At 62.4% G+C, this 21,133-nt stretch carries 14 protein-coding genes; 7 read left to right on the top strand and 7 right to left on the bottom strand.

Annotated features, from left to right (window positions below):
- Nucleotides 1–61: 61 nt before the first annotated feature.
- The 3 genes from PAN31108_RS00205 (at nucleotide 62) to PAN31108_RS00195 (ending at nucleotide 3,463) form a co-directional block, all read left to right on the top strand.
- Nucleotides 62–1,444 carry an MFS transporter gene (locus PAN31108_RS00205; protein WP_150666908.1) on the top strand — a complete coding sequence of 461 codons (1,383 nt, stop codon included), beginning with the start codon at nucleotides 62–64 and terminating at the stop codon, nucleotides 1,442–1,444.
- 99 nt (nucleotides 1,445–1,543) lie between these two features.
- Nucleotides 1,544–2,326, top strand: coding sequence for a class II aldolase/adducin family protein (locus PAN31108_RS00200; RefSeq protein WP_150666907.1), 783 nt, complete (start codon nucleotides 1,544–1,546; stop codon nucleotides 2,324–2,326).
- 174 nt (nucleotides 2,327–2,500) lie between these two features.
- A complete protein-coding gene (locus PAN31108_RS00195; protein ID WP_174994784.1) occupies nucleotides 2,501–3,463 on the top strand; it encodes a LysR substrate-binding domain-containing protein in 963 nt (320 codons plus the stop codon).
- A 66-nt stretch (nucleotides 3,464–3,529) separates the two neighbouring features.
- Here the strand turns inward: PAN31108_RS00195 and PAN31108_RS00190 are convergent, their stop codons facing one another.
- The gene (locus PAN31108_RS00190; RefSeq protein WP_150666905.1) at nucleotides 3,530–4,762 is read right to left on the bottom strand and encodes a hypothetical protein; all 1,233 of its coding nucleotides are present in this window, start codon (nucleotides 4,760–4,762) and stop codon (nucleotides 3,530–3,532) included.
- Between the two features lie 659 nt (nucleotides 4,763–5,421).
- On the opposite strand from PAN31108_RS00190, the gene PAN31108_RS00185 reads away from it, so the two are divergent.
- The 3 genes from PAN31108_RS00185 (at nucleotide 5,422) to PAN31108_RS00175 (ending at nucleotide 12,295) form a co-directional block, all read left to right on the top strand.
- Entirely contained in the window at nucleotides 5,422–6,405 is a 984-nt protein-coding gene (locus PAN31108_RS00185) for a hypothetical protein (RefSeq protein ID WP_150666904.1), read from the top strand.
- A 253-nt stretch (nucleotides 6,406–6,658) separates the two neighbouring features.
- On the top strand, nucleotides 6,659–7,822 hold the full coding sequence (locus tag PAN31108_RS00180; protein WP_150666903.1) for a porin: 1,164 nt from the start codon (nucleotides 6,659–6,661) through the stop codon (nucleotides 7,820–7,822).
- 333 nt (nucleotides 7,823–8,155) lie between these two features.
- Nucleotides 8,156–12,295 (top strand): coiled-coil domain-containing protein, encoded by a 4,140-nt coding sequence (locus PAN31108_RS00175; RefSeq protein WP_150666902.1) that lies wholly within the window; start codon nucleotides 8,156–8,158, stop codon nucleotides 12,293–12,295.
- A gap of 124 nt (nucleotides 12,296–12,419) precedes the next feature.
- Here PAN31108_RS00175 and PAN31108_RS00170 read toward each other — a convergent pair whose 3' ends face one another.
- From PAN31108_RS00170 to PAN31108_RS00155, 4 genes are all read right to left on the bottom strand, one after another.
- A complete protein-coding gene (locus tag PAN31108_RS00170; protein ID WP_150666901.1) occupies nucleotides 12,420–13,991 on the bottom strand; it encodes a hypothetical protein in 1,572 nt (523 codons plus the stop codon).
- 113 nt (nucleotides 13,992–14,104) lie between these two features.
- Nucleotides 14,105–14,707 (bottom strand): GNAT family N-acetyltransferase, encoded by a 603-nt coding sequence (locus PAN31108_RS00165; protein WP_150666900.1) that lies wholly within the window; start codon nucleotides 14,705–14,707, stop codon nucleotides 14,105–14,107.
- 50 nt (nucleotides 14,708–14,757) lie between these two features.
- Nucleotides 14,758–16,365, bottom strand: coding sequence for a thiamine pyrophosphate-binding protein (locus PAN31108_RS00160; protein WP_150666899.1), 1,608 nt, complete (start codon nucleotides 16,363–16,365; stop codon nucleotides 14,758–14,760).
- A 58-nt stretch (nucleotides 16,366–16,423) separates the two neighbouring features.
- Nucleotides 16,424–17,623 carry a pyridoxal phosphate-dependent aminotransferase gene (locus PAN31108_RS00155; RefSeq protein WP_150666898.1) on the bottom strand — a complete coding sequence of 400 codons (1,200 nt, stop codon included), beginning with the start codon at nucleotides 17,621–17,623 and terminating at the stop codon, nucleotides 16,424–16,426.
- A gap of 109 nt (nucleotides 17,624–17,732) precedes the next feature.
- On the opposite strand from PAN31108_RS00155, the gene PAN31108_RS00150 reads away from it, so the two are divergent.
- Nucleotides 17,733–18,632, top strand: coding sequence for a LysR family transcriptional regulator (locus PAN31108_RS00150; RefSeq protein WP_150666897.1), 900 nt, complete (start codon nucleotides 17,733–17,735; stop codon nucleotides 18,630–18,632).
- 54 nt (nucleotides 18,633–18,686) lie between these two features.
- Here PAN31108_RS00150 and acdA read toward each other — a convergent pair whose 3' ends face one another.
- Together acdA and PAN31108_RS00140 are read right to left on the bottom strand one after the other, a co-directional pair.
- Complete coding sequence (acdA, locus tag PAN31108_RS00145; protein ID WP_150666896.1) at nucleotides 18,687–19,874, bottom strand: 3-sulfinopropanoyl-CoA desulfinase; 1,188 nt, start codon at nucleotides 19,872–19,874, stop codon at nucleotides 18,687–18,689.
- 19 nt (nucleotides 19,875–19,893) lie between these two features.
- The gene (locus tag PAN31108_RS00140) at nucleotides 19,894–21,084 is read right to left on the bottom strand and encodes a CaiB/BaiF CoA transferase family protein (protein WP_150666895.1); all 1,191 of its coding nucleotides are present in this window, start codon (nucleotides 21,082–21,084) and stop codon (nucleotides 19,894–19,896) included.
- Nucleotides 21,085–21,133 lie beyond the last annotated feature (49 nt).

The following is a 21,133-nucleotide window of genomic DNA, read 5'->3' as shown; positions in this document are numbered from 1 at the left end:
GCCGACGCGCCATTTCGGATCTCGTCTCCCTTTCCCCACTGACGCTGGACACGCTACGACCATGGAAATCAATGCTCTGGCCCCTTCCGACGCGCTGCACGATCCGCGCCCGGCCAATCACGCACGCCCCGAGCCGCATGACAGCGGCATGCGCAAGGTGGGCGAAGGTGAACTCAATCGCGTCGTGCTGGCCTCGGTGGTCGGCAGCTTCGTCGAATGGTTCGAATTCTCCGTGTACGGCTATCTGGCCGCCGTGCTCGGCAAGGTGTTTTTCCCCACCGGCGACCCCAGCGTTCAACTGATCGCATCGCTGGCCGCATTCGCCATCGCGTTCTTCGCAAGGCCGTTCGGCGGCATCGTGTTCGGCTCGCTGGGCGATCGCTACGGCCGCAAACAAGTCCTCACCGTCACCATCGTGATGATGGCGTTCGCGACATTTGCCATCGGGCTCATTCCGTCCTACGGCACCATCGGTCTGGCTGCCCCCGTCTTGCTGGTACTGATGCGTCTCGCGCAAGGGATTTCCGCAGGCGGGGAGGCCAGCGGGGCGGCGATCTTCGTGGCGGAATACTGTCGCGACCGCAATCGCACGGCACTCACGAGCTGGATCGAAGTGGGCTGCATGGGCGGGTTTTTCTTCGGCGCGTCGATCTCGGCGGTGCTGGCTCTCTTTTTCACGGTCGACCAGATTCAGGGCTGGGCATGGCGGTTGCCTTTCCTGCTGGCGCTGCCGTTGGGCGCGATCGGGCTCTACATCCGGCATTACCTGGAAGAGACGCCCGCTTTCGAAGCGATGCGCCAGGCGCACGAGCATCGCGAGGTCGCCGGCTGGCGCGAATTGTTCGACACGCATGTGCCGGCGCTGCTGCAATCGAGCGGCATCATCATCGTAACCAACGTGACGTTGTTCGTCGTCGTGACCTACCTGCCGACGTATCTGGTCAGCGCGCTCAAACTCGACGTATCCACCGGCTTTCGCCTGACGCTCGGACCGCAGTTGTTCCTGATCTGCATGATCCCGATTCTGGGGGTGATCGCCGATCGCATCGGACGCAAACGCATGATGCTGATCGGCACGCTGCTCGTGGGCGTGTGCGCTGTGCCGTGCTTCCACATGCTGACCGACGGCACCGCCGGCACCCGCATTCTGGCGCTCGGTGTCCTCAACCTGAGTCTGGCCGCGCTGCTGTCGTGCGTCTACTCGAAGATCCCCGCGCTGTTCGACGCCAGCGTCCGCTTCAAGGGCATGGCGCTGAGCTACAACGTGTCGGTCGCCTTGTTCGCCGGCACCGCGCCGATGATCAACGCGTGGCTGATCCAGCGTACCGGCAGTAACTTCGTGCCGGCCTACTACCTGATCGCGGCGGCCGTGGTGGGTGCGCTGGCGCTCGTGACGAGTCCTGACCGCACCGGCGCGCCGATGCGCGGCGACTTGCCCAACTGAGCGCTGCCGCACGGGGACGGCGCCTGCGCCCGGCGCCGTCCCACCTAGTTTCTGCTGCTGTTTCTCCCCTCCCGCTTTAGCGTGATACGCACCCGCCCCATGATTTCGACCACAGACCCGCATATCAACCGCCGTCCTCGCAACCTGTCCGCCGAGGAATGGGACACGCGCGTTCAGGTTGCCGCAGCCTACCGCCTGGCGGCGCGTTTCGGCCTGACCGACCTGATCTACACCCACATCTCGGCGCGCGTGCCCGACACGACCGATCAGTTCCTCATCAATCCGCATGGCTGGTTCTTCGACGAGATCACGGCGTCGAGTCTGGTCAAGATCGACGTCGACGGGCGTGCGGTCGACGACGACCGTTTCGACGTCAACGCCGCAGGCTTCACGATCCACAGTGCGCTGCATATGGCGCGGCACGACGTGGAATGCGTGGTGCATCTGCATACCACGGCGGGAATGGCCGTCGCGGCAATGAAGTGCGGGCTGTTGCCGCTCAACCAGATCAGCATGCAGTTTCACAACCGCGTGGCGTATCACGATTACGAGGGTATCTCGCTCGAACTCGACGAGCGCGCCCGCATTGTGCAATCGATGGGGTCGCACGACTATCTGATCCTGCGCAACCATGGCCTGTTGACGACCGGCCGCTCGGTGGCCGAGGCCTTCACGCGCATGTTCTATCTGAACCGGGCGTGCGAAATTCAGGTCGCGACGCTGTCGGCAGGGCAGGCGCTCGTCATTCCGTCGCCCGAGGTGTGCGAGCATGCGGCACGCCAGCACGACGACTATGCCTGCCTGGATACGGTGCATCTCGATCGGGAGTGGACGGCATTGCTGCGCCTGCTGGAGCGCGATGGGGCGCAGTATCGATGCTGAACACCGGCGCCGAGTCGGGTTGAACACTATATTTACGGCGGTATTTCGGCTTGGTACAAGAAGGACTTGATCCGTGCCACGATGCCGCCCGGAACGGGTTGGCGCCCCATGTCGCGCGGACGGCGCTGCGGTGCGTCCGCCCGGTGTGCAGCGCACAACCCCGGGTTGCACACAATGCCAATGCGTTTTCGCCTGCCGCCTCTCAATACCCTCCGCATCTTCGAAGCCATCTACCGACGCGGATCGATCCGGCAAGCTGCCGACGAGCTGTGCCTGACGCCGCAGGCGGTCAGCCAGCAGCTCAAGATTCTGGAATCGTCGCTCGGCACCGAGCTGTTCGAGCGCACGGCGCGCAGCCTGGCCCCGACGGAGGCCGCCCGCCAGTTGTACGAGCCCATCGAGCGGGGCTTCGAGCAGTTCGCCGCCGGCATTAATGCGGTCAGACGCGAAGCCTCGCGCCAAAGCCTCTACTTGCATGTCAGCCCGTATTTCGCAACGCACTACCTCGTTCGCCACCTCGGCAACTTCACGGCGCAGTATCCGGATCTGGAACTGCGCATGTCGGTGGGCGTCGAGCTGGTCGATCTCGACGACCATCAGGGGGTCGATGCCGCCATTCATTGGGGCTACGGCGAGCAGGGCGAGCTCGAGGAAATTCCCTTGATCGAGGATCTGAAGGTACTGGTGGCGGCGCCCTCGCTGCTGGCGCGCCAGCCGATCGATGCCCCGGACGACCTGCTGCGCCATAGTCTTGTGCTGCCGCTCACGGACAATTCGCTGTGGCAGGACACCCTGGCGCTGCTTGGCCTGCCGTACACCGTGGCGCAGCCCGCCCTCAAGCTGCACACGCACGACGCCATGCTCGAAGCCGTGATGGCGGGTCTCGGGATCGGTTTTATCTCCTATCTCGACGCAATCGACCAGATCAAGGCAGGCAACCTCGTCGCACCGCTGGGCGTGAATCTGCTCAAAGGGCTGACGCTCGAGCGCAGCCCGCGCTTCTTTCTGTACTACAAGCGCGATCCGAAGAACGCGGAGATGCTGGAGCGCTTCAAGACCTGGGTGCTCGAATACATATGCCAGCCGGAGATCATCGGCTACACGTCGCGCACGACCGTCGCGCCGCGTGACGCGTAGCGAATGCCCGACTCTCCACCCCTTTCCCCGACTTTCACCACGGCGTAAGCCTTCGACGCTATCGAATCAGCGGTGCTGGGCGCCATCTCCCGCGAAGCGTTTGAGCGCTTCGGTGTAATACCCCGTGCGCCCGTGGTAGCCCATGCCGATGGGGGTGGCTTTCGGCTTTTGTTCGCCGTAGCGCAGGCCGTCCTGATCGTCCAGACCCAGCTTAAGCCGGACCAGCCCCGGCGAGTGGAAGCCCACCGTTTTCATTTTCGACATCAGGCCGCGCTGCGAATCTCTCGCGTAGTCCAGGGTGACGGCCACCCCGCGCGGGCTGGTGAAATCGACCGGACGCGTGCCGCCCTCGACCGCGAAACGCGCCTGCCGGTTATTGAGCAGAACGGGGTCGAGCAGCAACACGGCCGGCCGCGTGGCAAGTTCCAACCGGCTGTCGATCGCCGCCATGAAGACTTGCGCCGCGCCGCCGCCCATCGACAGCCCCGACACGGACATGAGGGTCGCATTGCCGTTCGGCGCCAGCATTCTGGACATCAGTTCGCCGATGCGGCGCGACGCGTGATCGATCTGACCGGTAAGGCCCATCGCCGTGCTGACGTCCTGCCGCACATCGCGAAAATTCCGCGTGCCGTCAAAGTGCATTTCCAGCATCGCATGAGGACCGCTTGGACCGTTGAACGAACGCGACTTGACGTAGACATGCGCAACGTCCAACAACTGCTTGAGTTCGTGCGCCTCGGCCGCGCTCAGCTTGCTCGTTATGGCGGGATGGTCGAGGAAGCTGTTGTTGTCGTGATCGATCAGGTGGTTGTCGAGATCGTTGGCGATGACGGCGATGCGCTGCCTGATCGCCATCGTGTTGGATGCCCGGTTCCCCGTTTCACCGGGTTTGACGAGTCCGAACGCGGCGCTAAGCTGATCGATGTCATGCGGGGCCAGCGAGTCGATCGTCTTGTGCGCATCGTGCGACGTATCGATTTTGGGACCCGACGGCAGCGTGTTGATCTTCGGGCGAGTCGTCACGTTCGAGGGATTTGCCGAACCCGTCGCCTTTGTGCTGGCCCTTGCCTGAATTCGCTTGTGCGCAGGCTGACCGGCGCCGGCGCGCGCTTCGCTCGCCGTATCGCCCCGTCCTCCCGCCCGCCCCATGGCTCGCAGATCATTGACGTACGCCGATCCCGGAGCGGGGGCATCCGGCAACTTCGCACGAGGATCCGCGCCCGGCGCGACGCCATCGGCGTGATGCCCCGGGGTACGCGTCGGAATGGCAAAAAGGGGATTGGGCGTCAGTTTCATGAGGCGGGCGGAGAGAGACGGGAGTCCGGTGAAGCGACCGATTCATTTCAACGCATCGGCGCTCGGGCAATAGCCGGTACGGGCAAAGCCGTGCATGCGCGCGCCAACGAGAGACCAGATGCGTCGATCTTAAGCATTCGACCGGTCGAGACACGACGACACCCCGAAGCAATTGCGCAGCTAACGATAATGCCCGCCGCCGTGGACACCCGCCAAATGCGATAGCGCGCCGTGCTTCGCTTGGCGAACGTCCGATTCGCCGGGTTGTCCGGCGAGCCGGCTTCGAAGCCTTAGACTCGGTGGTCGTGAGTCATAGTGCGACGACGTCGCTTGCCGGGCCGGATTTGGCCGCATGCTGCACGCGGGTGCGCACATGACCCATCGCTACTCATTCAGGAAGTTCAGGAAGTTCGACAATGCGCCTTCGTTCAAGTCCCTCAGATCAGGCCGCCTCGTCAGGCACCGCGCAAAATTCTTTGCAACCGGCCCAACCGGCCCAACCGACCCATTCTGCGCCCAGGCAGCAGGGCAGTCCCACGGTCCATGCTCAATCCGGTTCGCTAAGTGGTTTGTCGGCATTCGCCTCGCCCCGACAGCCAGCGCTTCGCAGCGCGGGCGCTTCACAGCAAGGCCCGAGTGCGGGTCAACTGCCGCAGGGAATGCCGCCACAAGCCACCGCGCTTCGCACGGCGACACTGAACCCACTGCTCGAGATGCCGCTGACCCATGCCGATGTCGCGCGGTTGGACAGCCGGCTGGGCACCGAGATGCACGGGCTGTCCACGCTTCAGAAAACGGCAGTGTGGTTCGGTCGGCTGAACACGCGCAACGACTATCCCCATTCGATGGTCGAAGAACTCAACGACGCGATGTCGAAGGGACTCTCCCATGTCGTGTGGGGATCCAAGCCGGCGCAATATCTGGAGCAGGGAGTCGAGGGCGGTATTTTTCCTCATGTCGCCAAGGTGCAGCAGGACTATGGCCTGAGCAGCAGATTCGTCCTGATCCCTGTCGCGCAGGCCGCCAGACAGGACAAGGGCATCACCTTCGAGGGGCCGAGCGGCTGGCTGATCAATCAGGAACAGATGCGCGCGACGATCGCGCGCGAAAAGCCATTGTTCACGCAATTCCTGCGGCTTCGTCCCGACGCCAGCGTCGAGGAGGTCTATCGTGCGGTGCTCGCCCACCTGCCCAATATGAGCTATCCGCGCCTGGACGCAAACATGGAAGTTGCGGCGACGCTGCTCGGCTTTGGACGGAGCAACGGGGCCGCGGCATCCCGCTCACGCCACCGCCATCAGTCGGAGATCAATTCGTTCAACACCCACGTCGACAACAAACTCAACGAAGCCTACGAGGCCGAGGCCGATAAGGGGATTGCCCGGTTTCCCCGACTTCCGCAGTTCACGAAATACAATTCGCCGGAAACAACCGCGTTGCTCAATACCTATATGGGGGAAAGCCGCAGAATTCACGCCGAACTCAGCCACACGATCAATGCATGCGACGCTATGGTGAGCGATGGAGAAAGCCTGGAGCGAATCGAAGTTGCAAGATTACTTGCAACGTTATCGAGCGACGCGCCGCTGACGAATGCGCCCCGGCACGCCGCTGCTACCCCCGCAGCCGGGCGCATGGCGTGAGCGCGACCCCGCAGTCAAGGGGTGAAGCGGTCTATCGTCTTCACGTACACACCGCCGCCCGGTCATTATTTCAGAAGAAAAAAATACATTTGCTTATTCAGAAAAATTAATTGGCAGACATCGCGTAACGAACCAAAACTTCGGGTCCCCCGGTTATCCCGTTCCGGCGAATGATGAAATCGCCTTACGTTGTTCGGATAACTTGATTTCTGTGTCCGGCAACTTCAATGGGTTTTCACTTGAGGATTTCCAGATGCAAAGTTTTTCCCGTCTAGTGCTGGTTCCGGTGGGTCTGCTGGCGAGCATGACCGTGCACGCGCAAAGCAGCGTGTCGCTGTATGGCGTGCTCGACGCAGGTGTCGCATATTTCAGAAACAGCGGCGGGGCGACCCCGACCACACTGACGAAGTTCAATAGCGGCAACCTCTCGGGTAGCCGTTGGGGGATCCGGGGCACCGACGCGCTCGGCGGCGGGCTCTCCGCCGTTTTCCAGTTGGAGAACGGCTTCAATCTCGGTACCGGCACCTTGGGACAAGGCAGCCGTGAGTTCGGCCGCAAGGCGGTCGTCGGACTGGCGGATCAACGCTGGGGGACGCTCACGATCGGACGTCAATACGATCCGGTGGTGGATCTGGTGCAGGGGCTGACGGAAGATGCCTATTTCGGCGGTTCCTTCGCCACGCCGGGCGATCTCGATAACTACGACAACAGCCTGCGCGTGAGCAACTCGATCAAGTACGTGAGTCCGCTGCTGTCGGGCTTCCAGTTCGAGGCGCTTTACGGCATCGGCGGGGTTGCGGGGGCGGGCGGCAATGGCCGCACGATCAGCTTCGGCGGGGCATACGCCAACGGACCGTTCGCCGTGGGCGCCGGTTACTTCTATGCCAACGGCGGCAACACGACGAATTCGGCAGGCGTGCGCACCTGGACAGGCAGTTCCGACACGATTTTCAACACGGCCATCAATCAGGGCTTCGGCAGCGCCAAGTCCATTCAGATTGCCCGGGCCGCCGCGCAGTACACGTTCGGCGCCGCAACCTTCGGCCTCGCATACTCGAACGCTCAGTACGGCGCCGATGCGTTTTCGGCCTTTCGCAGCACGGCCCGATTCAATGTCGGTTCCGCCTTCGTGAACTATCAACTGTCACCGACGCTGCGCACCGGCATCGGCTACAGCTACACCTCCCAGAGCGGACCCGCATCCGCTCACTACAACCAGATCAACCTCGGCGCCGACTACGCGCTCTCCAAGCGCACCGACGTGTACGCGCTGGCCGGCTACCAGATCGCCAGTGGCAACACCCTCAGTACCAACGGTGCGCTCACGAGCGCACAGGCGTCGATCGGGTCCTTCGGTGTGAGCGCAGGGGCGCCGCGACAGTTGCTGACGGCCGTTGGCATGCGGCACAAGTTCTGACGCAGACGGGGAGGGGACGCCATGGTCCGGCGTCCCCGATCAGTTCGCCCTGAAGACCACCGCATCGGCAAACACATAGACGAACACATCGCCGATCACATCGCGGAGCACGTGCACAAATACGCTGGCAAAGACGTTGGCGGATAGGTTGGCCGATACACAGAAGACGCAGAAGACTCAGAATACGCAGCCCCACAATCAGACCAGAAGACGGGATACGCCGTGGCTTTGAAATCCATCAATCAAACGTTGTCGAGCGCACTCCCGACGGCCTCCGCACAAGACAAAGCGACGCCGGACAGGTCAGCATCGTCGGCATCGTCGGGATCCGTCATGCCGGGCGACCCACCGGCATCCGAGTTCAACGGGCTGTCTGCGCGCGCCACGGCGTCGGCGGAACCGACCGGGAAGCCGCCCCTGAGCGCGCGCCTGAAAGCGGCAATCAGCCAGCGGCAAGTGGCCATCACACTCGGCGTGCCCGGGACCAGCCGCACCATCAACGGCCCCTTGCGCGCCGGCGTCCCCGGACAGCATCACGCGGGGGTCGCCGGGCCACCGGGCCCGCTGGGCGAGACGATCAAACCTGCGTCGGGCGGGGGCAGTAAGACTGCCGACCCCGTTCTCGACGAGGCACGCGAGTTGCTGCACCTGGCTGACACCATGGCGGTGAGCCTGAATACGCCGCACGTCATGGTCTACGACCGGCCTGCGACGTCCACGGCGCGGCGGTGGGCGACAACCGTCATTCCCTGGATGAAACCTACGTCGATTCAGGACATGGCGAGCTTCACCAACGGTCGGGGCGCAAAACTCACCGCGCCCGCGCCACGCAAACCTCCCGTCATTTCCCGGGATCGCGCGGAGAATCAGGCGCAGGCGCGCGCGCTGCTGGCAAACGTCGAGGCATGCCGGCAGGCGCTGGACGACGCCGTCGCGGAGCTGACGACCGCCCGTGCGCAATATACATCCGCCACTGCGGCTAAGGTTGACGGCACCGCCCATGACCAGCCGTTGAGCGATGCGACGACTCGCCTGCGCATTGCCGAGGCAAACCTGACGTGCGCGAGCGACGCCCTGCGCGAGGCCACACATGGCACGGACCTGCTGGAACTGATGAGCCTGAGCCATCTGTCCGATCAGGCCGACAAGCATCTGTCGTTCTCGATCGATCGACTGAACGACCTGAAGGACAAGATTTACGCCTTGCGCGCAGATGCAGGCAACCGGCGTGAGGCGACCCGGCTGGCGCTGGAGGTCCAGCAAAAGGAAGCCGAGGTATTACAGTCGTTCGACAACGATATGTCTGCAACGCAAGAAATTGCCGATCAGGCGCAGGCACGGCTCACACGACTCAAGGCCTCGCATGCGGCGATCCTCGCCAGCAGCCCCGAACTTACGCCGGAGATCCTCGCCAAGGCAGCGGTTTTCGAGCGTCGAATCGGGGCGACGAACGCGGTACTGACGCAGGCAACGGAGGCACTGGATCGATGCCAGACGCGCTTGCAGCGCTTCGCCGAACTGAACGACAGCATTGTGGCGTTGGCGAGCGAGTGCGAGCAGGCCGCGCGTCAGTGGCAAGCCGCGGACGATGCCCTGCCGTCGCTGCACAGCGCGTCGCTGCTGCTGGCCGAGCGAAAAGATCTAAAAGACCTTGGCGAGCAGGGTGAACCGGCCGGCAAGCAGGGCGAGCACGACGCGATCGACGCCGCGCGACAGGCCACCGTCGAGCAATGGATCGAGGCGGCGCACGTGTTCGGGCCTCAGGCGCCGTCTGAATTGCGCGCCGCGCTCAGGCAAGTGGCGTCTCGTCTGACCGGACCTACACCGCCGATTCCCGTGTTGCCGCAGCACATGCTGGAAATCGTCACGCAGGCACTGGCCGATGTCGGCGCCGATGCAAGCGAGGCTGCGCGCATGCTGGCGGCGCTCGCGCAGCATCCGGTAACGCATTGGACGACGCTTGCGGCCGAAATGCCCTCGGCGCGCGACGCCGGGCCTTCCGGCACGAGCGATGACAATACGCGAGTCGTCGCGCTTTGCCGCCTCATGGCCACGCTGCCTCGCGGCACGGACATGCTGCATGTCCTGTCGAGCGATGGTGCGACGGCCCCCGACGCCAAACGTTCGGAGGCGCTGCGGGTATTCTGGAACGCCGACGATGCCCAGCATACGGAAGTGTCGAAAGATCCTGGCGTCGCGGCCTGGCTCCAGCAAGCCAAGCAGGTTGCGCAGGCCGGTCTGACGTCCGCCACGATTGCGTTCGACGACGTCGATCACGCGGCCTACAACGCGGTGCGCAACGGCTATCTGAGTAATGCCCCGGGGTCGGCGTATGCGCGGCATAACGAGCGCCTCATGAAAGCCATGACGGAGTGGGTGATCCGGGCGGCAGCGTCAGCGTCGCCGAAAACCCCGGACAATCCCAAATCGTCGACGTCGATGACGTGGCGCCAACTGATGCCGCATGTGAACAAAACGCCGTTTCAAAAGCGCACGCTTGCACGCGCTTACGGGGTGAGCGAAAGCATGGGCATGCAGTCTCCCCGAATCAAGGTCGACGTTCATGTTCAGCGCCGGATGGCGGCGTTGGAACGCACGATTGCCGCATGCAGTGCGCCCGGCGCCACGCCGGAAATGCAGGCAGCGACGGCCGCCGCACAGGCGAGCGTGGCGCATTTGAAACAATTGCAACATCGCGGCGAGCATCTCTCGCAGATCAAGCTCGACCCCAAGGATCTTCACGCTATTCGCCGACGCATCGGCGAAGCAGGTGTGCGGCAGCGCGCCGCCGAGGCCCGCCAGTCCGGGACCCGCACGACAAGCGCCTCACGCCCGCCGAACCTGTTGCGCAAGGCGGCGCCGGTCAAACTCCCCGAGTTCTTCGAAGACGTATGCGGCAGCGGTTTGAGCGCATACGAAGCGATCAACCGGATCGACGCGCATCTTGAGGCATTGCTGCCGCCCGACTCGCGGAACGCAGGGGGTGCCGGAAGCGCTGATGACACCCCTCACGACGATGGCCTCGACGCCGCGATCCGGGTGTTGAAAGCGGAGCATTTCGGCAGCAAGGAGGACATCGTCACGTTCTTCCAGCCCTTCATTCTGAATAGCCGCTTGCGCGATCGCCTTCGTTTGGGCGGCGGCGGTTCGTTGGGCGTGAACTTGCCCACGTTGCCTTACAGCTCGCTGTCTCCCGTGGTGTCGCCGATCTTCACCGCGGAAAAATCGCTGACCGACGAGGCGTTCGTGCAGCTGTTCATGCCGATTCTCGGCATGGAGTTGCAGTTTGGCGCAGCCCATACCAAAGCGAAAGAGGCGACGATAGGGGTTGCAGTCGGGCCGAAGCCGGTCCACGGGGTCGCGGCGCAGGCGGCACTCAGCGTGCGCGCCGCCAGCCAGCAGACAGCGACGAATTCCACGTTGCTGCGCTTTTTCAGAAGTCGCCACAAGGATGTCGAGATGCGGGCCAACATGCTTAACGCGCTCGACAGTATGGTGCGATGGGATACGCTCGAACCGCAAAAAGGGCGGGCCTATCGGGACCCGCTCGAAGCCATTTTTGCGCGCAACCCGGCGGTGACCGTCACGCAACTCGAAGGTGCCACCGACACCAAGACCATCACGACGCGGTTGTCGGGGCGCGTCTCCGCAAGGTTCGCCGACCGGGGAGGTACCTCGCAGACGCTGGGGGTCGAAGCGCAGGCCTACGCCGAGATGGACCGCACACGCGACAAGCGCTTCGAGACCGGCGGGCAAGTGCGCGTCAACAACGCCAAAGGGGATAACGCGCAGCAGCGCGTGGGGGTCGCCCTGAACGCGAACTTCTCACCGCTGGCCACACCGTCGGTGACGGGCAAACATGGGGTGGTGCAACGTCAATCGGTGCCGATGCAACTCGGCATATCGCGCGATCTGGCGTGGTTCAAGGAGCAGCACGAGATCTCGCCATTTCTGATCGGCGACAAGCAGGATGGCGACCTCGACCGTCACTATTCGACGCCGACCGACATGCTCAAGGAAATCACGGCCAATCGAGAACACTGGCTCATGCGTTGCATCGAAACCCTCGATGTCGATCCCGCGACCGGGCAGAAGGACTCGCCGGACAATCGGATGCGGGCTGCGGAGCTACTCGAGAAGTTCGAGCAGGACATCCGGCAACTGGGCAAAACGAGCAAATATTGCCACTACAACGTCAATTACTCGATGCGCGGTGAGGCGTCGGCATGGATCGACGGCTATCGCGCGATGGAAAAGCTGGCTGCGCAGCGCGGCGATCACGAGGGTGTGCGCAAAGCACAGAATGCGATCGATGAAATTCTGTTGATGCGCGCGACGTGGCGACCGCTCATGCTGATCGTGCGCGAACGCACCCGAGATGCCACTTCGGTCGGATGGCGCAGCCTGCTGCGCTGGCAACGCAATGTCAGCGTCGAAGGCCAGCGGACTGCGGCGCAATTTCCGCCACCGTAGGCGGTAGGAGAGGCATGAGCGGCATGATCGGTACGACTGGTATGGACAGCCCGTCAGCGAACAGGCCGGTCACGACGTCGCCGATAATGCGTCGCCGCCCGCGCGCCATCGGGCAGCCTGCCGATCAGGCGGGCGCGCCGCGCCAGAAGGGATGGTTGAGGTCGGCACACATAAGCTCAAGGTTCTCGTGCCAGGCAAATGCCTGCTCGGCAAGCCGTTCGTCCTGCGTCTCGAAAAGAATATGGTTGCCCACATCTGTCGCGTATTCGGCGAGAAACGCCGACCTGACTGCATTGTTCGGAAGATAGGGAAGTACCGCCCGAACGGCATGCAGAAAGGCATTGCTGTGATTCGGCGGATCGAACATGACCTGATGCGTCTGCGTTTCATCCAGTTGTCGCGGCTGTAAGCCCTGGAGATATCGCGCATGGTCGTCGAGAAACGGTCGTGCATGCAGGAACACCTCATGGGTCAATGTCGCGGCGAACCTTCCCTGGCGTCCCGCTCGCGCCGCAGGGCCAGTGTCATGGCGATCCGGCATTTCCACAGCTACCGTGACCGCAGCAGTGGCCTGTTGCGGCCGGTAGGTCGTAAAGCCGTGATCCTGGTCCTCGCTGGTTCTGGGCGTCACATCGATGTGCACGCGATTCATCTGCGGCGGCAGGAACTGCTGGAATGCCGAAGCCAGCGCCGGCATGATCTCGTTGACTTCGGCGCTGTTCGTCGCGTTGCTCAGCGAGAAATTGGCAGGCAGCAACGGTGAGGCAGCCGTTGGCATCGCCGGCGGCAGGTGTGCGGGAACCGTGTGCGTCGGCCCCGGCGAGGTGCCGAACTGGAAGCGCCTGCCTGGCGGATTGAGCCTGATTTCCTGGAGCACGCCGCCCACGACGGTCGCCCGCACGGCCAGCGGCCGTGTCCGCGGGTTGACGGAAATCGTGAACTGATGCGTCACGGAACCATCGGCATGAGCATGCGACGACACGTTGCTTGTCTGGTATTGGCCTGCACGCAGTGCGATGCGCAACTGGCTCCGGTCAAGCTGAGACAGGTTGGTCGCTCTGATCGGCGGAATGTGCGCTGCCAGTTGCCGGCCGGCCACCATCCACGGCGAAGACGGCGCCATGGGCGCGGAAGCCGGCATGACTGCGTGATTGGCCGAAGACGAGGCGGTGGCCCCCATCGGCATGGTATGGGCGGAATAGGGGTGGGCACTGCCGCTATGCCAGCCCTGCATACCGCCCGGCAACCTTGCCTGCTCGGGGTGAACGCCCACGCGGGGTCCGGCGGTGCCATCGGGCTGGGTGGAATCGACGATGACGAGATTCGCGGTGGTTTCGTTTGTTTCGTGATTCTTGACGTCGAATCGACCATTGGCCGCCTTGACACCGGTCAGCTCGACGGCGACGCCGCTGCCGGGCGCCTGATACCGAATGACGTCATAGGGTGCGCCATTGGGCTGGCGGGGCACGGGAGCGCCGCTGCGATGCACAACGCTTTCGGTCAGACGAATACGGCTCGCAGTGTTGCCGGGACGTTCCCGGTTCTCCAGGGATATGGGGCGGCGTGGCAACCCGGGAGGCGGGTCATGCGCAACGCTCGCTTGCGAAACGGGTGGCTTGCCGGATGCTTCGGGGCTCGACGCCTGATCGGCACCGAACGATGCAGGAGATGAGGGCGATTTCGATATGGAAACCATGATTGGGACGTGTGTGGCAACGTACTGACGGCGAAGTTACGATGTTCACATGCGTCGTGGCAGTGCCTGCATGCACCGCGCGAAATCCTGCAAACCGGTGCGAATTCGCAACGTCAATGCACATCCGGGTCAGGGCGGTGCCCACCGGCGGAAATGTCGAGCCCCACACCCGGCAACGAAAGTTGGAACAGTGAAACATCCTGCATCCGGCCGTGCCTGAATCCCGCCGCGCGCAATGCGCCCACCGGCGAAAATCCGAAGCGCGCATGAAGCCGGCACACCGCCGGCGGCGCTTCTCCACACACCGCGGCAATCATCGATCGGAACCCGCTGCCGGTCGCCGCCTCGATGAGCGACTTCATCAGCCGCCCGCCAACGCCGCGCTTTCGAAACTCAGGAATGACATACATCGAGTAAACCAGGGCGTATCGATATCCTCCCTGTTTCCCGAACGGGTCGCTGAGCGCAAACCCGATGACGGTGCTGTCGTACACGGCCACGAGAAACGGCGCTTGAATTCGGCAAGCCTCGCCGTGGCGATGAAGCATCTCGTGGGTGGACGGCGTGGATGTTTCCAGCGCTGTCGTTTCCTGGGTGACAAAACACCCGTAGATTTTCGTGACTGCATCAATGTCCAGAACGCGCGCCGGTCGGATCCTGATCTTGTCAATATGGGCTTTCATTGCGTGCTCGCCGCCGACCGCTTGTCGATCCATGATGCGGCGAAACCCTCGACAAGTTTGCGCCGCACCAAGCCGTCAGACCTTCAGATGCGACCGTCGTACGATTTTCTCGGGATATGGCAACTGATGACCGAGAAGCATTCGGCAGCCAGACTCTCCTTGATGGCGTCCTCAAGCTGTTCGCGAGAGTGAACGTCGAATCCTTTGCCCCCGAGTGCGCGGCTTACCGCGGCAAAGTCGGTCGACGCGAAATCGACGCCCAGACTGGGTTGACCGCTCGCGCGCTGTTTGATCTCGATGAGCGAAAGCGACTCGTCGGCAAAAACGAACACGATCACCGGCGTTCCGGCATCTCGGGCAGTGGCGAATTCGCCCAACGTCATCTCCAGGCAGGCATCGCCGGTGAAAACCGCCACAGGGCGCGACGGGTTGGCCATCTTGGCGCCAATGCCCAGCGGCAACGAGCAACCCATCGTGCACAGCCCCGAGGACTGCATCAGTGCGCGCGGCTCATAGCATTTCCACGTCTGGCTCAACAGGATGCGATGCGCGCCGCTATCGACCGACGCCACGGTATCCTCCGGCAGCACCCGGCGAGCCACGTCGACGATGGCCGCCGGCCCCCAGGCTTCGTCAGTCCGATAAATCTGCTCGAGCTTGGCTTTGACATGTAGCGTCTCGACGTCACTCCACGTTGATGCGCGCGCAATGCCACGCCGAAATTCGGCAAGCCCCTCCTTAACCGACCCCACAAACGATAGTGCGGCCTGATGAACGTAATGGGTATTGCGCGTCGCGGAAAACTCCACGACCTTCTTGTCGTCCCCCCAGAGGTTGCGCCAGTTCACGCGCATCTCGATAGGATCGTAACCGGCCAACAGCACGAAATCCGCTTGTTCGATCAGGGGCAAGAGCACCTTGTCGGCCATCGGGGAGAGGCCCGCGCCGCCGAGCACCATCGAGTGACGCTCGTCCACGATGCCCTTCGCTTTGTAAGTGGTGATCAGCGGAATGCCCAGTTCTTCAACGATGGCGCGTACCTCGTCGTGAGCATCGTGATGCAGCACTTCGACGCCGGCGATCATGATCGGGCGCTTTGCTTCGGCGAGCCACTTGCGCGCTTGCGCGAACGCGGCAGAATGGGCCGGCACCGCCGGTGCGGGGCGTGTTCGCCTGGCGCCAACTGCGGTCGTCACGGTTTGCGTCGCCACGCTGATCGGGACATCGATATGGACGGGGCCCGGGGGATCGTCCATGGCGATGGCAATCGCTTTATCGATGATGACCTCCGCAGACTCCGCGGTCATACGCAGCGAGGCCTTCGTGATCGGGCGCATCAGTTGCGCGTGGTCGAATACCTGATGGGTGTAAGTTGCGGCCTCGCTCTCGTCGACGCAACCCGTCAGGAAGATCATGGGGACCCGGTCCTGCCAGGCATTGGCGACGACATTGATCGCATTGGCCACGCCCGGTCCCAGCGTGGCGACCAGCACCCCGGGGGCGCCGTCGCGGTGATGGACGCCTTCAGCCATGAATCCGCCGGCGTTCTCGTGCTTGACCAGCGTGAACGCGACGCCCGCTTCGTCAAGTCCGCGCATCACGGCAAGCACTTCTCCGCCTGGAATGCCGAACGAGTGGCGGCAACCTGCGTCATAGAGCCGCTTGCCGATGAGTGTAGATACGGTGGTCATTGTGATCTCCCAAGCCAGTCAACATTTCAAAAAGGTTTCGTCAACGCGATGCGCCGACCTAGCGCAAACGCGCAAAAGCATCGCGGATCCGAATGGCTGCCTCTTTCAGGCGCTCATCGGAGGTCGCGTAAGACAGGCGCATGAATCCCGGCATACCGAAGCCCGAACCCGGAACGACCGCGACACCGGCATTCAGCAGATAGATCGCCAAATCGACATCGGTGGAAATCAGACTGCCGTCTTCCTTCGTCTTCCCGATGAATCGACGCACATCCGGAAATACATAAAACGCGCCTTCCGGGCGGGGCGTGTGAAGACCCTCGATTTTGGCGAAGGCGTCAAGCAACAAGTCGCGTCGATGCTGAAAGATCCCGCAGCGTCGAACCACCTCGTCTTGCGGTCCGCTCAATGCGGCAACCGCCGCTGCCTGCGAAACGGACGACGTATGGCTGTTGACCTGCATCTGAATCTTCGTCATGGCATCGATTAGGGCCTTGGGACCGCAGGCATACCCGACTCGCCAGCCGGTCATCGAATAGGCTTTCGACACCCCATTGACCGTGAGAATGCGATCTTTCAGATCGGGGGCAACCCTCGCCAGGGAGTGAAATTTCCGCTCGTCGAAGAGGATGTGTTCGTAAATATCGTCGGCGAGAATAAAGAAGCGCTGATGACGACTGCGCCGGATGACATCGCAAAACGCTTCCAGTTGCGCCTGGGAATAGGCCGTGCCGCTGGGGTTGCTCGGCGAGTTCAGCACCAGCCACTTGGTGCGGCTCGTAATCGCGCGATCGAGGTCCTCGACCTGTAGCGCGTAGCCGGCTTCAGGGCGCGTCGCGATCGGCTTGAGAACACCGCCATTCATGCTGACGATGTCGCCGTACGACGACCAGTAGGGCGCGGGAATGAGGACTTCGTCCCCCGGATTCAGCGTCGCCAGCATGGCCTGATAGATAACCTGCTTTCCACCGCAACCGACGCTGATTTCCGCGAGAGATGTCTCGATGCCGTTATCGCGCGAGAACTTGTCGACGATGGCTTCGCGCAGACGAACCGAGCCGTTAATCGGTGTATATCGCGTCTGACCGTCCCCGATCGCCCGCACGGCGGCTTCCCCAATGTGATGAGGGGTGGGGAAATCCGGCTCCCCTAACGTCATGTCGACGATGTCCTGTCCCGACGCCGAGGCAACGCGGCTGCGCTCGGCCATTTGTTGAATCGGAGAGGGTCTGAGCGACTCCATCATTTTGGAAAACATGATTTCTACTGCCTCCATCGGAACGTTGCCGGGCCGAAATTTCATTGGCTGACCGGATAGAGCGGAGTCTATAATTCAATAAAATCACATTCAATTGAGAATAAACTCAATGACAGACATCACCCAATCAATGCCGACGCTTCGACAACTCGAGCTGTTTTTGGCGCTGGCAACGTCGGAAGGAATTGCAGTCGCGGGGGCGCGTGTCGGCATGACGCCGTCGGCGACCAGCCATGCGCTCAGGGCCCTGGAGACGGTGTTGGGGACTCCCATCGTGGACCGGGGCAGCCCGCATCTGGCATTGACGCACGCAGGCGAGTTGATACTGCCGCACGTGAGGGACGTGTTTTCGTCGCTGCACCTCATTCAAACGACGGCAGCAGCGAGCGCCGGTTTGAAGACCGGAAAGGTCAGGGTCGGGTCGTTTGGCCCCAGTTCGTCCCTTAACTTGCTCCCGCCCTTACTTGAGAAGTTCAAGGCTCGGCATCCGGGCATCGAAGTGCACGTTACGGAAAAGCCCGATGCGGAAATCGAGCAGGACTTGCAGGAACGTCGAATTGAAATTGGGGTCGTGACGTTGCCGAAACTCCAGTTCGACACGCATCCGCTGGCGATCGACGAGTTCGTTGCCGTCTTGCCGACAGGCCATCCGTTATCGAAGAGCCCAAACGTGTCTCTGCGGGATCTCGCGGGCTATCCGTTGGTGTTGACCCATGCAGGGTCACAGGAGCTGGTCAGCAAGCTGTTTTCGCGCTCGGACATCAAGCCGCGCGTGACGCACGAGCTCTCGCAATTGCTGTCGCTGCTGGAATTTGTGGCACGGGGGCAGGGCGTGTCCGTCATTGCGTCGCTCGCCGCTCCGGCAAACTTTCCCGGGGTGGTGTATCGCGGCTTGACACCCAAGGCCTCCCGACGCATCGGACTTGCATGTTTGCAGGAGCGAAAACTGTCTCCGGCAGCTCACGCCTTATGGCAATACGCCAAGAAAATGGCGGTACCGAAATCGTAGGCCATCAGTCGGCGTCCCGTCCCGCTCGGGAGCCGACCGTCGCGTCAGGCGGCTTTATTTGGACAAGTATCCGTCACGGGTTTGCGGGAGTTTCATGCCGAGAATCGTGCTGGCGACCTGAGTACGAAGAATCTGCGCAGTGCCGCCCGCAATCGTAAACATCCGTGCATCCCGAACATGACGCTCCATCGGGTTGTGACGACCATACCCCGACGAGCCGTAGATCTGCAGTGCATCATTGGTAATCTTGTTGGCGCTCTCCGCGGCAAAAATCTTCGCCCTTGCGGCCATCGCGATATCGGGGAACGACGCACCGCTACACGCTGCCGCATGAAGAAGTAGTCTGGCGGCCTCCAGTTGGATGGACATGTCGCTGAGCATCCACTGGATACCCTGGAACTCGCCGATCGGTCGGCCGAACTGGTTGCGCTGCTTCGCGTAAGTGACCGCCTCGTCAAAGGCGCCTTGCGCGATGCCCAGCGCCACCGTTCCGGCCCCCACGCGCTGAGCGTTGTATGCGCTCATGAGGGATGCAAAGCCCCGGCGAAGCCCCCCGGGCGGAATGACCAGCATGGACTTGTGGATCACCAGATCGTGAAATTCCACATGTGTCTCAGGAATTCCCCGAACGCCCATGGCATAAAGCCGGCGTCCAATGACCAGCCCCTGCGGCGACGCCCCTTCGCGCACGCAGATGAACGCGCCAATCCCCTGGTCGACGCCGTCGTCGAAGACGCGCGCGAAGATCAGGTGCAGACGCGACACGCCGCCTCCGGTAATCCAATACTTCTCACCGTTGAGAACGTAGTGCTCGCCTTTTCGGTCGGCGCGTGTCGTCATCTCGCTTGCCGCACTTCCTGCGTCCGGTTCCGAGATGCAAATGGCGGGCTTGTCGCCGCTCAGCACGACGTCGGCAGCCAACCGTTTCTGCGCCTCGGTTACGTACGCCATGATGGCGCCAATGGCGCCCATGTTCGCTTCGACGGTAATGCGTCCCATCGAGGCGCAGGCCTTCGCCATTTCCTCGATGACGATCGTGGCATCGTGGTAACTACGGCCCTGGCCGCCATACTCGGGTGGGATCGTCATTCCCATCAATCCGTGCTTGCATAGCAGTTCGACGTTGTCCCAGGGGTACGCTTCCGTTTGGTCGGTATCGGCAGCAGTCGGTGCAAACCGTTGCTGTGCGAGTTCTCGCGCTCGCAATTGCAGTTCGATCTGCGATGACGTCAGTGAGTACATGTTCTCTCCTGTGAGTGGTTCAGCGCTTCGTCCAAGTGTTCAATACATCGTCCCGATGTTCGTCGAGCCTCGGGGGAGGGCGCCGATAGGCCACCGGCGTCCCCGAAAGCTTGAGCGGGTTCGCCAGCAAAGTGACGTTGCCGGACTGTGCCCACGCGCATGGCACTTCGACGCTCGCGCCGCGGGCGCGAACATGCGGGTCATCGAACACCTGCTGAAGATTGTTGACGGGGCCGCAGGGCACGTCGGCGGCCTCAAGCGCCCGTAGCCAGTCCGATCGCGAGCGCGTCTTCAAGGCGACCGAAATGTGCTCGCACACCGCATCGCGATTGATGACGCGTTGCGGGTTCGTGCTGAACATCGGATCGCCGATCAAGTGATCGAGGCCCGCGATCTGGCAGAACTTCGCAAACTGGCGATCGTTGCCAACGGCCAGAATCATCGAATCGTCCGAGGTTTCGAAGACCTGGTAGGGAACGATATTGGGATGACCGTTGCCAAGCCGTTTGGGGAGTTGGCCATCCGTGAGGTAGTTCGCGGCGCCGTTCACCAGCCATGAGATTTGCGTATCGAGCAACGAGATGTCGATATGCTGGCCTTCACCGCATTGGTCACGATGCCGCAATGCGGCGAGAATGCCAACGACCGCGTACATCCCGGTCATCACGTCGGCAATACCGACGCCGACTTTCATCGGTTGACCGTCAGGCGCTCCGGTGAGGCTCATGATGCCGCCCATGCCCTGGATAAGGAAGTCGTAACCCGGACGCGACGCGTACGGTCCGGTCTGACCGAACCCGGTAATCGAGCAGTAAATCAGTCGTGGAAAGCGTGACTTGAGCTGCTCGTACGAAAGTCCGTACTGTGCCAGCCCACCCACTTTGTAGTTCTCGACGAGGACATCGGCATTCGCCAGGAGGTCAAAAATCAACGCTCGCCCATCTGCTGACGACAAATCGATGGCAATGGAACGCTTGTTACGATTCGCGCAAAGGTAATAAGCACTCTCGTTCGTCTCACTTCCCGATGCGTCGCGCACATACGGTGGCCCCCACTTTCGAGTGTCGTCCCCTGCGTCAGGACGCTCCACCTTCACCACATCCGCACCGAGATCTCCCAACAATTGGGTGGCGCTGGGGCCGGCCAGAATACGGGACAGATCCAGAACCTTCAGCCCCAGAAGGGCGGAGTTCTGTTCGTCACTCACCATACCTGCCTCGCGAAGCGGCGATCGTGGCAGTCCACGTGGTGTCGGGTGC

The organism is Pandoraea anhela (genome assembly GCF_902459655.1).
Lineage (GTDB): Bacteria > Pseudomonadota > Gammaproteobacteria > Burkholderiales > Burkholderiaceae > Pandoraea > Pandoraea anhela.
The sequence above is the reverse complement of the archived record's forward strand: the minus strand, read 5'-3'. Positions and strand labels throughout refer to the sequence as shown.

Bases quoted from the DNA above. Each gene is read 5' to 3' on its own strand.
- PAN31108_RS00140 (WP_150666895.1), bottom strand. From the start codon at position 21,084: ATGGTGAGTGACGAACAGAACTCCGCCCTTCTGGGGCTGAAGGTTCTG.
- PAN31108_RS00205 (WP_150666908.1), top strand. From the start codon at position 62: ATGGAAATCAATGCTCTGGCCCCTTCCGACGCGCTGCACGATCCGCGC.
- PAN31108_RS00165 (WP_150666900.1), bottom strand. From the start codon at position 14,707: ATGGATCGACAAGCGGTCGGCGGCGAGCACGCAATGAAAGCCCATATT.
- PAN31108_RS00160 (WP_150666899.1), bottom strand. From the start codon at position 16,365: ATGACCACCGTATCTACACTCATCGGCAAGCGGCTCTATGACGCAGGT.
- PAN31108_RS00200 (WP_150666907.1), top strand. From the start codon at position 1,544: ATGATTTCGACCACAGACCCGCATATCAACCGCCGTCCTCGCAACCTG.
- PAN31108_RS00195 (WP_174994784.1), top strand. From the start codon at position 2,501: ATGCCAATGCGTTTTCGCCTGCCGCCTCTCAATACCCTCCGCATCTTC.
- PAN31108_RS00155 (WP_150666898.1), bottom strand. From the start codon at position 17,623: ATGTTTTCCAAAATGATGGAGTCGCTCAGACCCTCTCCGATTCAACAA.
- PAN31108_RS00180 (WP_150666903.1), top strand. From the start codon at position 6,659: ATGCAAAGTTTTTCCCGTCTAGTGCTGGTTCCGGTGGGTCTGCTGGCG.
- PAN31108_RS00170 (WP_150666901.1), bottom strand. From the start codon at position 13,991: ATGGTTTCCATATCGAAATCGCCCTCATCTCCTGCATCGTTCGGTGCC.
- PAN31108_RS00185 (WP_150666904.1), top strand. From the start codon at position 5,422: ATGCCGCCACAAGCCACCGCGCTTCGCACGGCGACACTGAACCCACTG.
- PAN31108_RS00150 (WP_150666897.1), top strand. From the start codon at position 17,733: ATGACAGACATCACCCAATCAATGCCGACGCTTCGACAACTCGAGCTG.
- acdA (WP_150666896.1), bottom strand. From the start codon at position 19,874: ATGTACTCACTGACGTCATCGCAGATCGAACTGCAATTGCGAGCGCGA.
- PAN31108_RS00190 (WP_150666905.1), bottom strand. From the start codon at position 4,762: ATGAAACTGACGCCCAATCCCCTTTTTGCCATTCCGACGCGTACCCCG.
- PAN31108_RS00175 (WP_150666902.1), top strand. From the start codon at position 8,156: ATGCCGGGCGACCCACCGGCATCCGAGTTCAACGGGCTGTCTGCGCGC.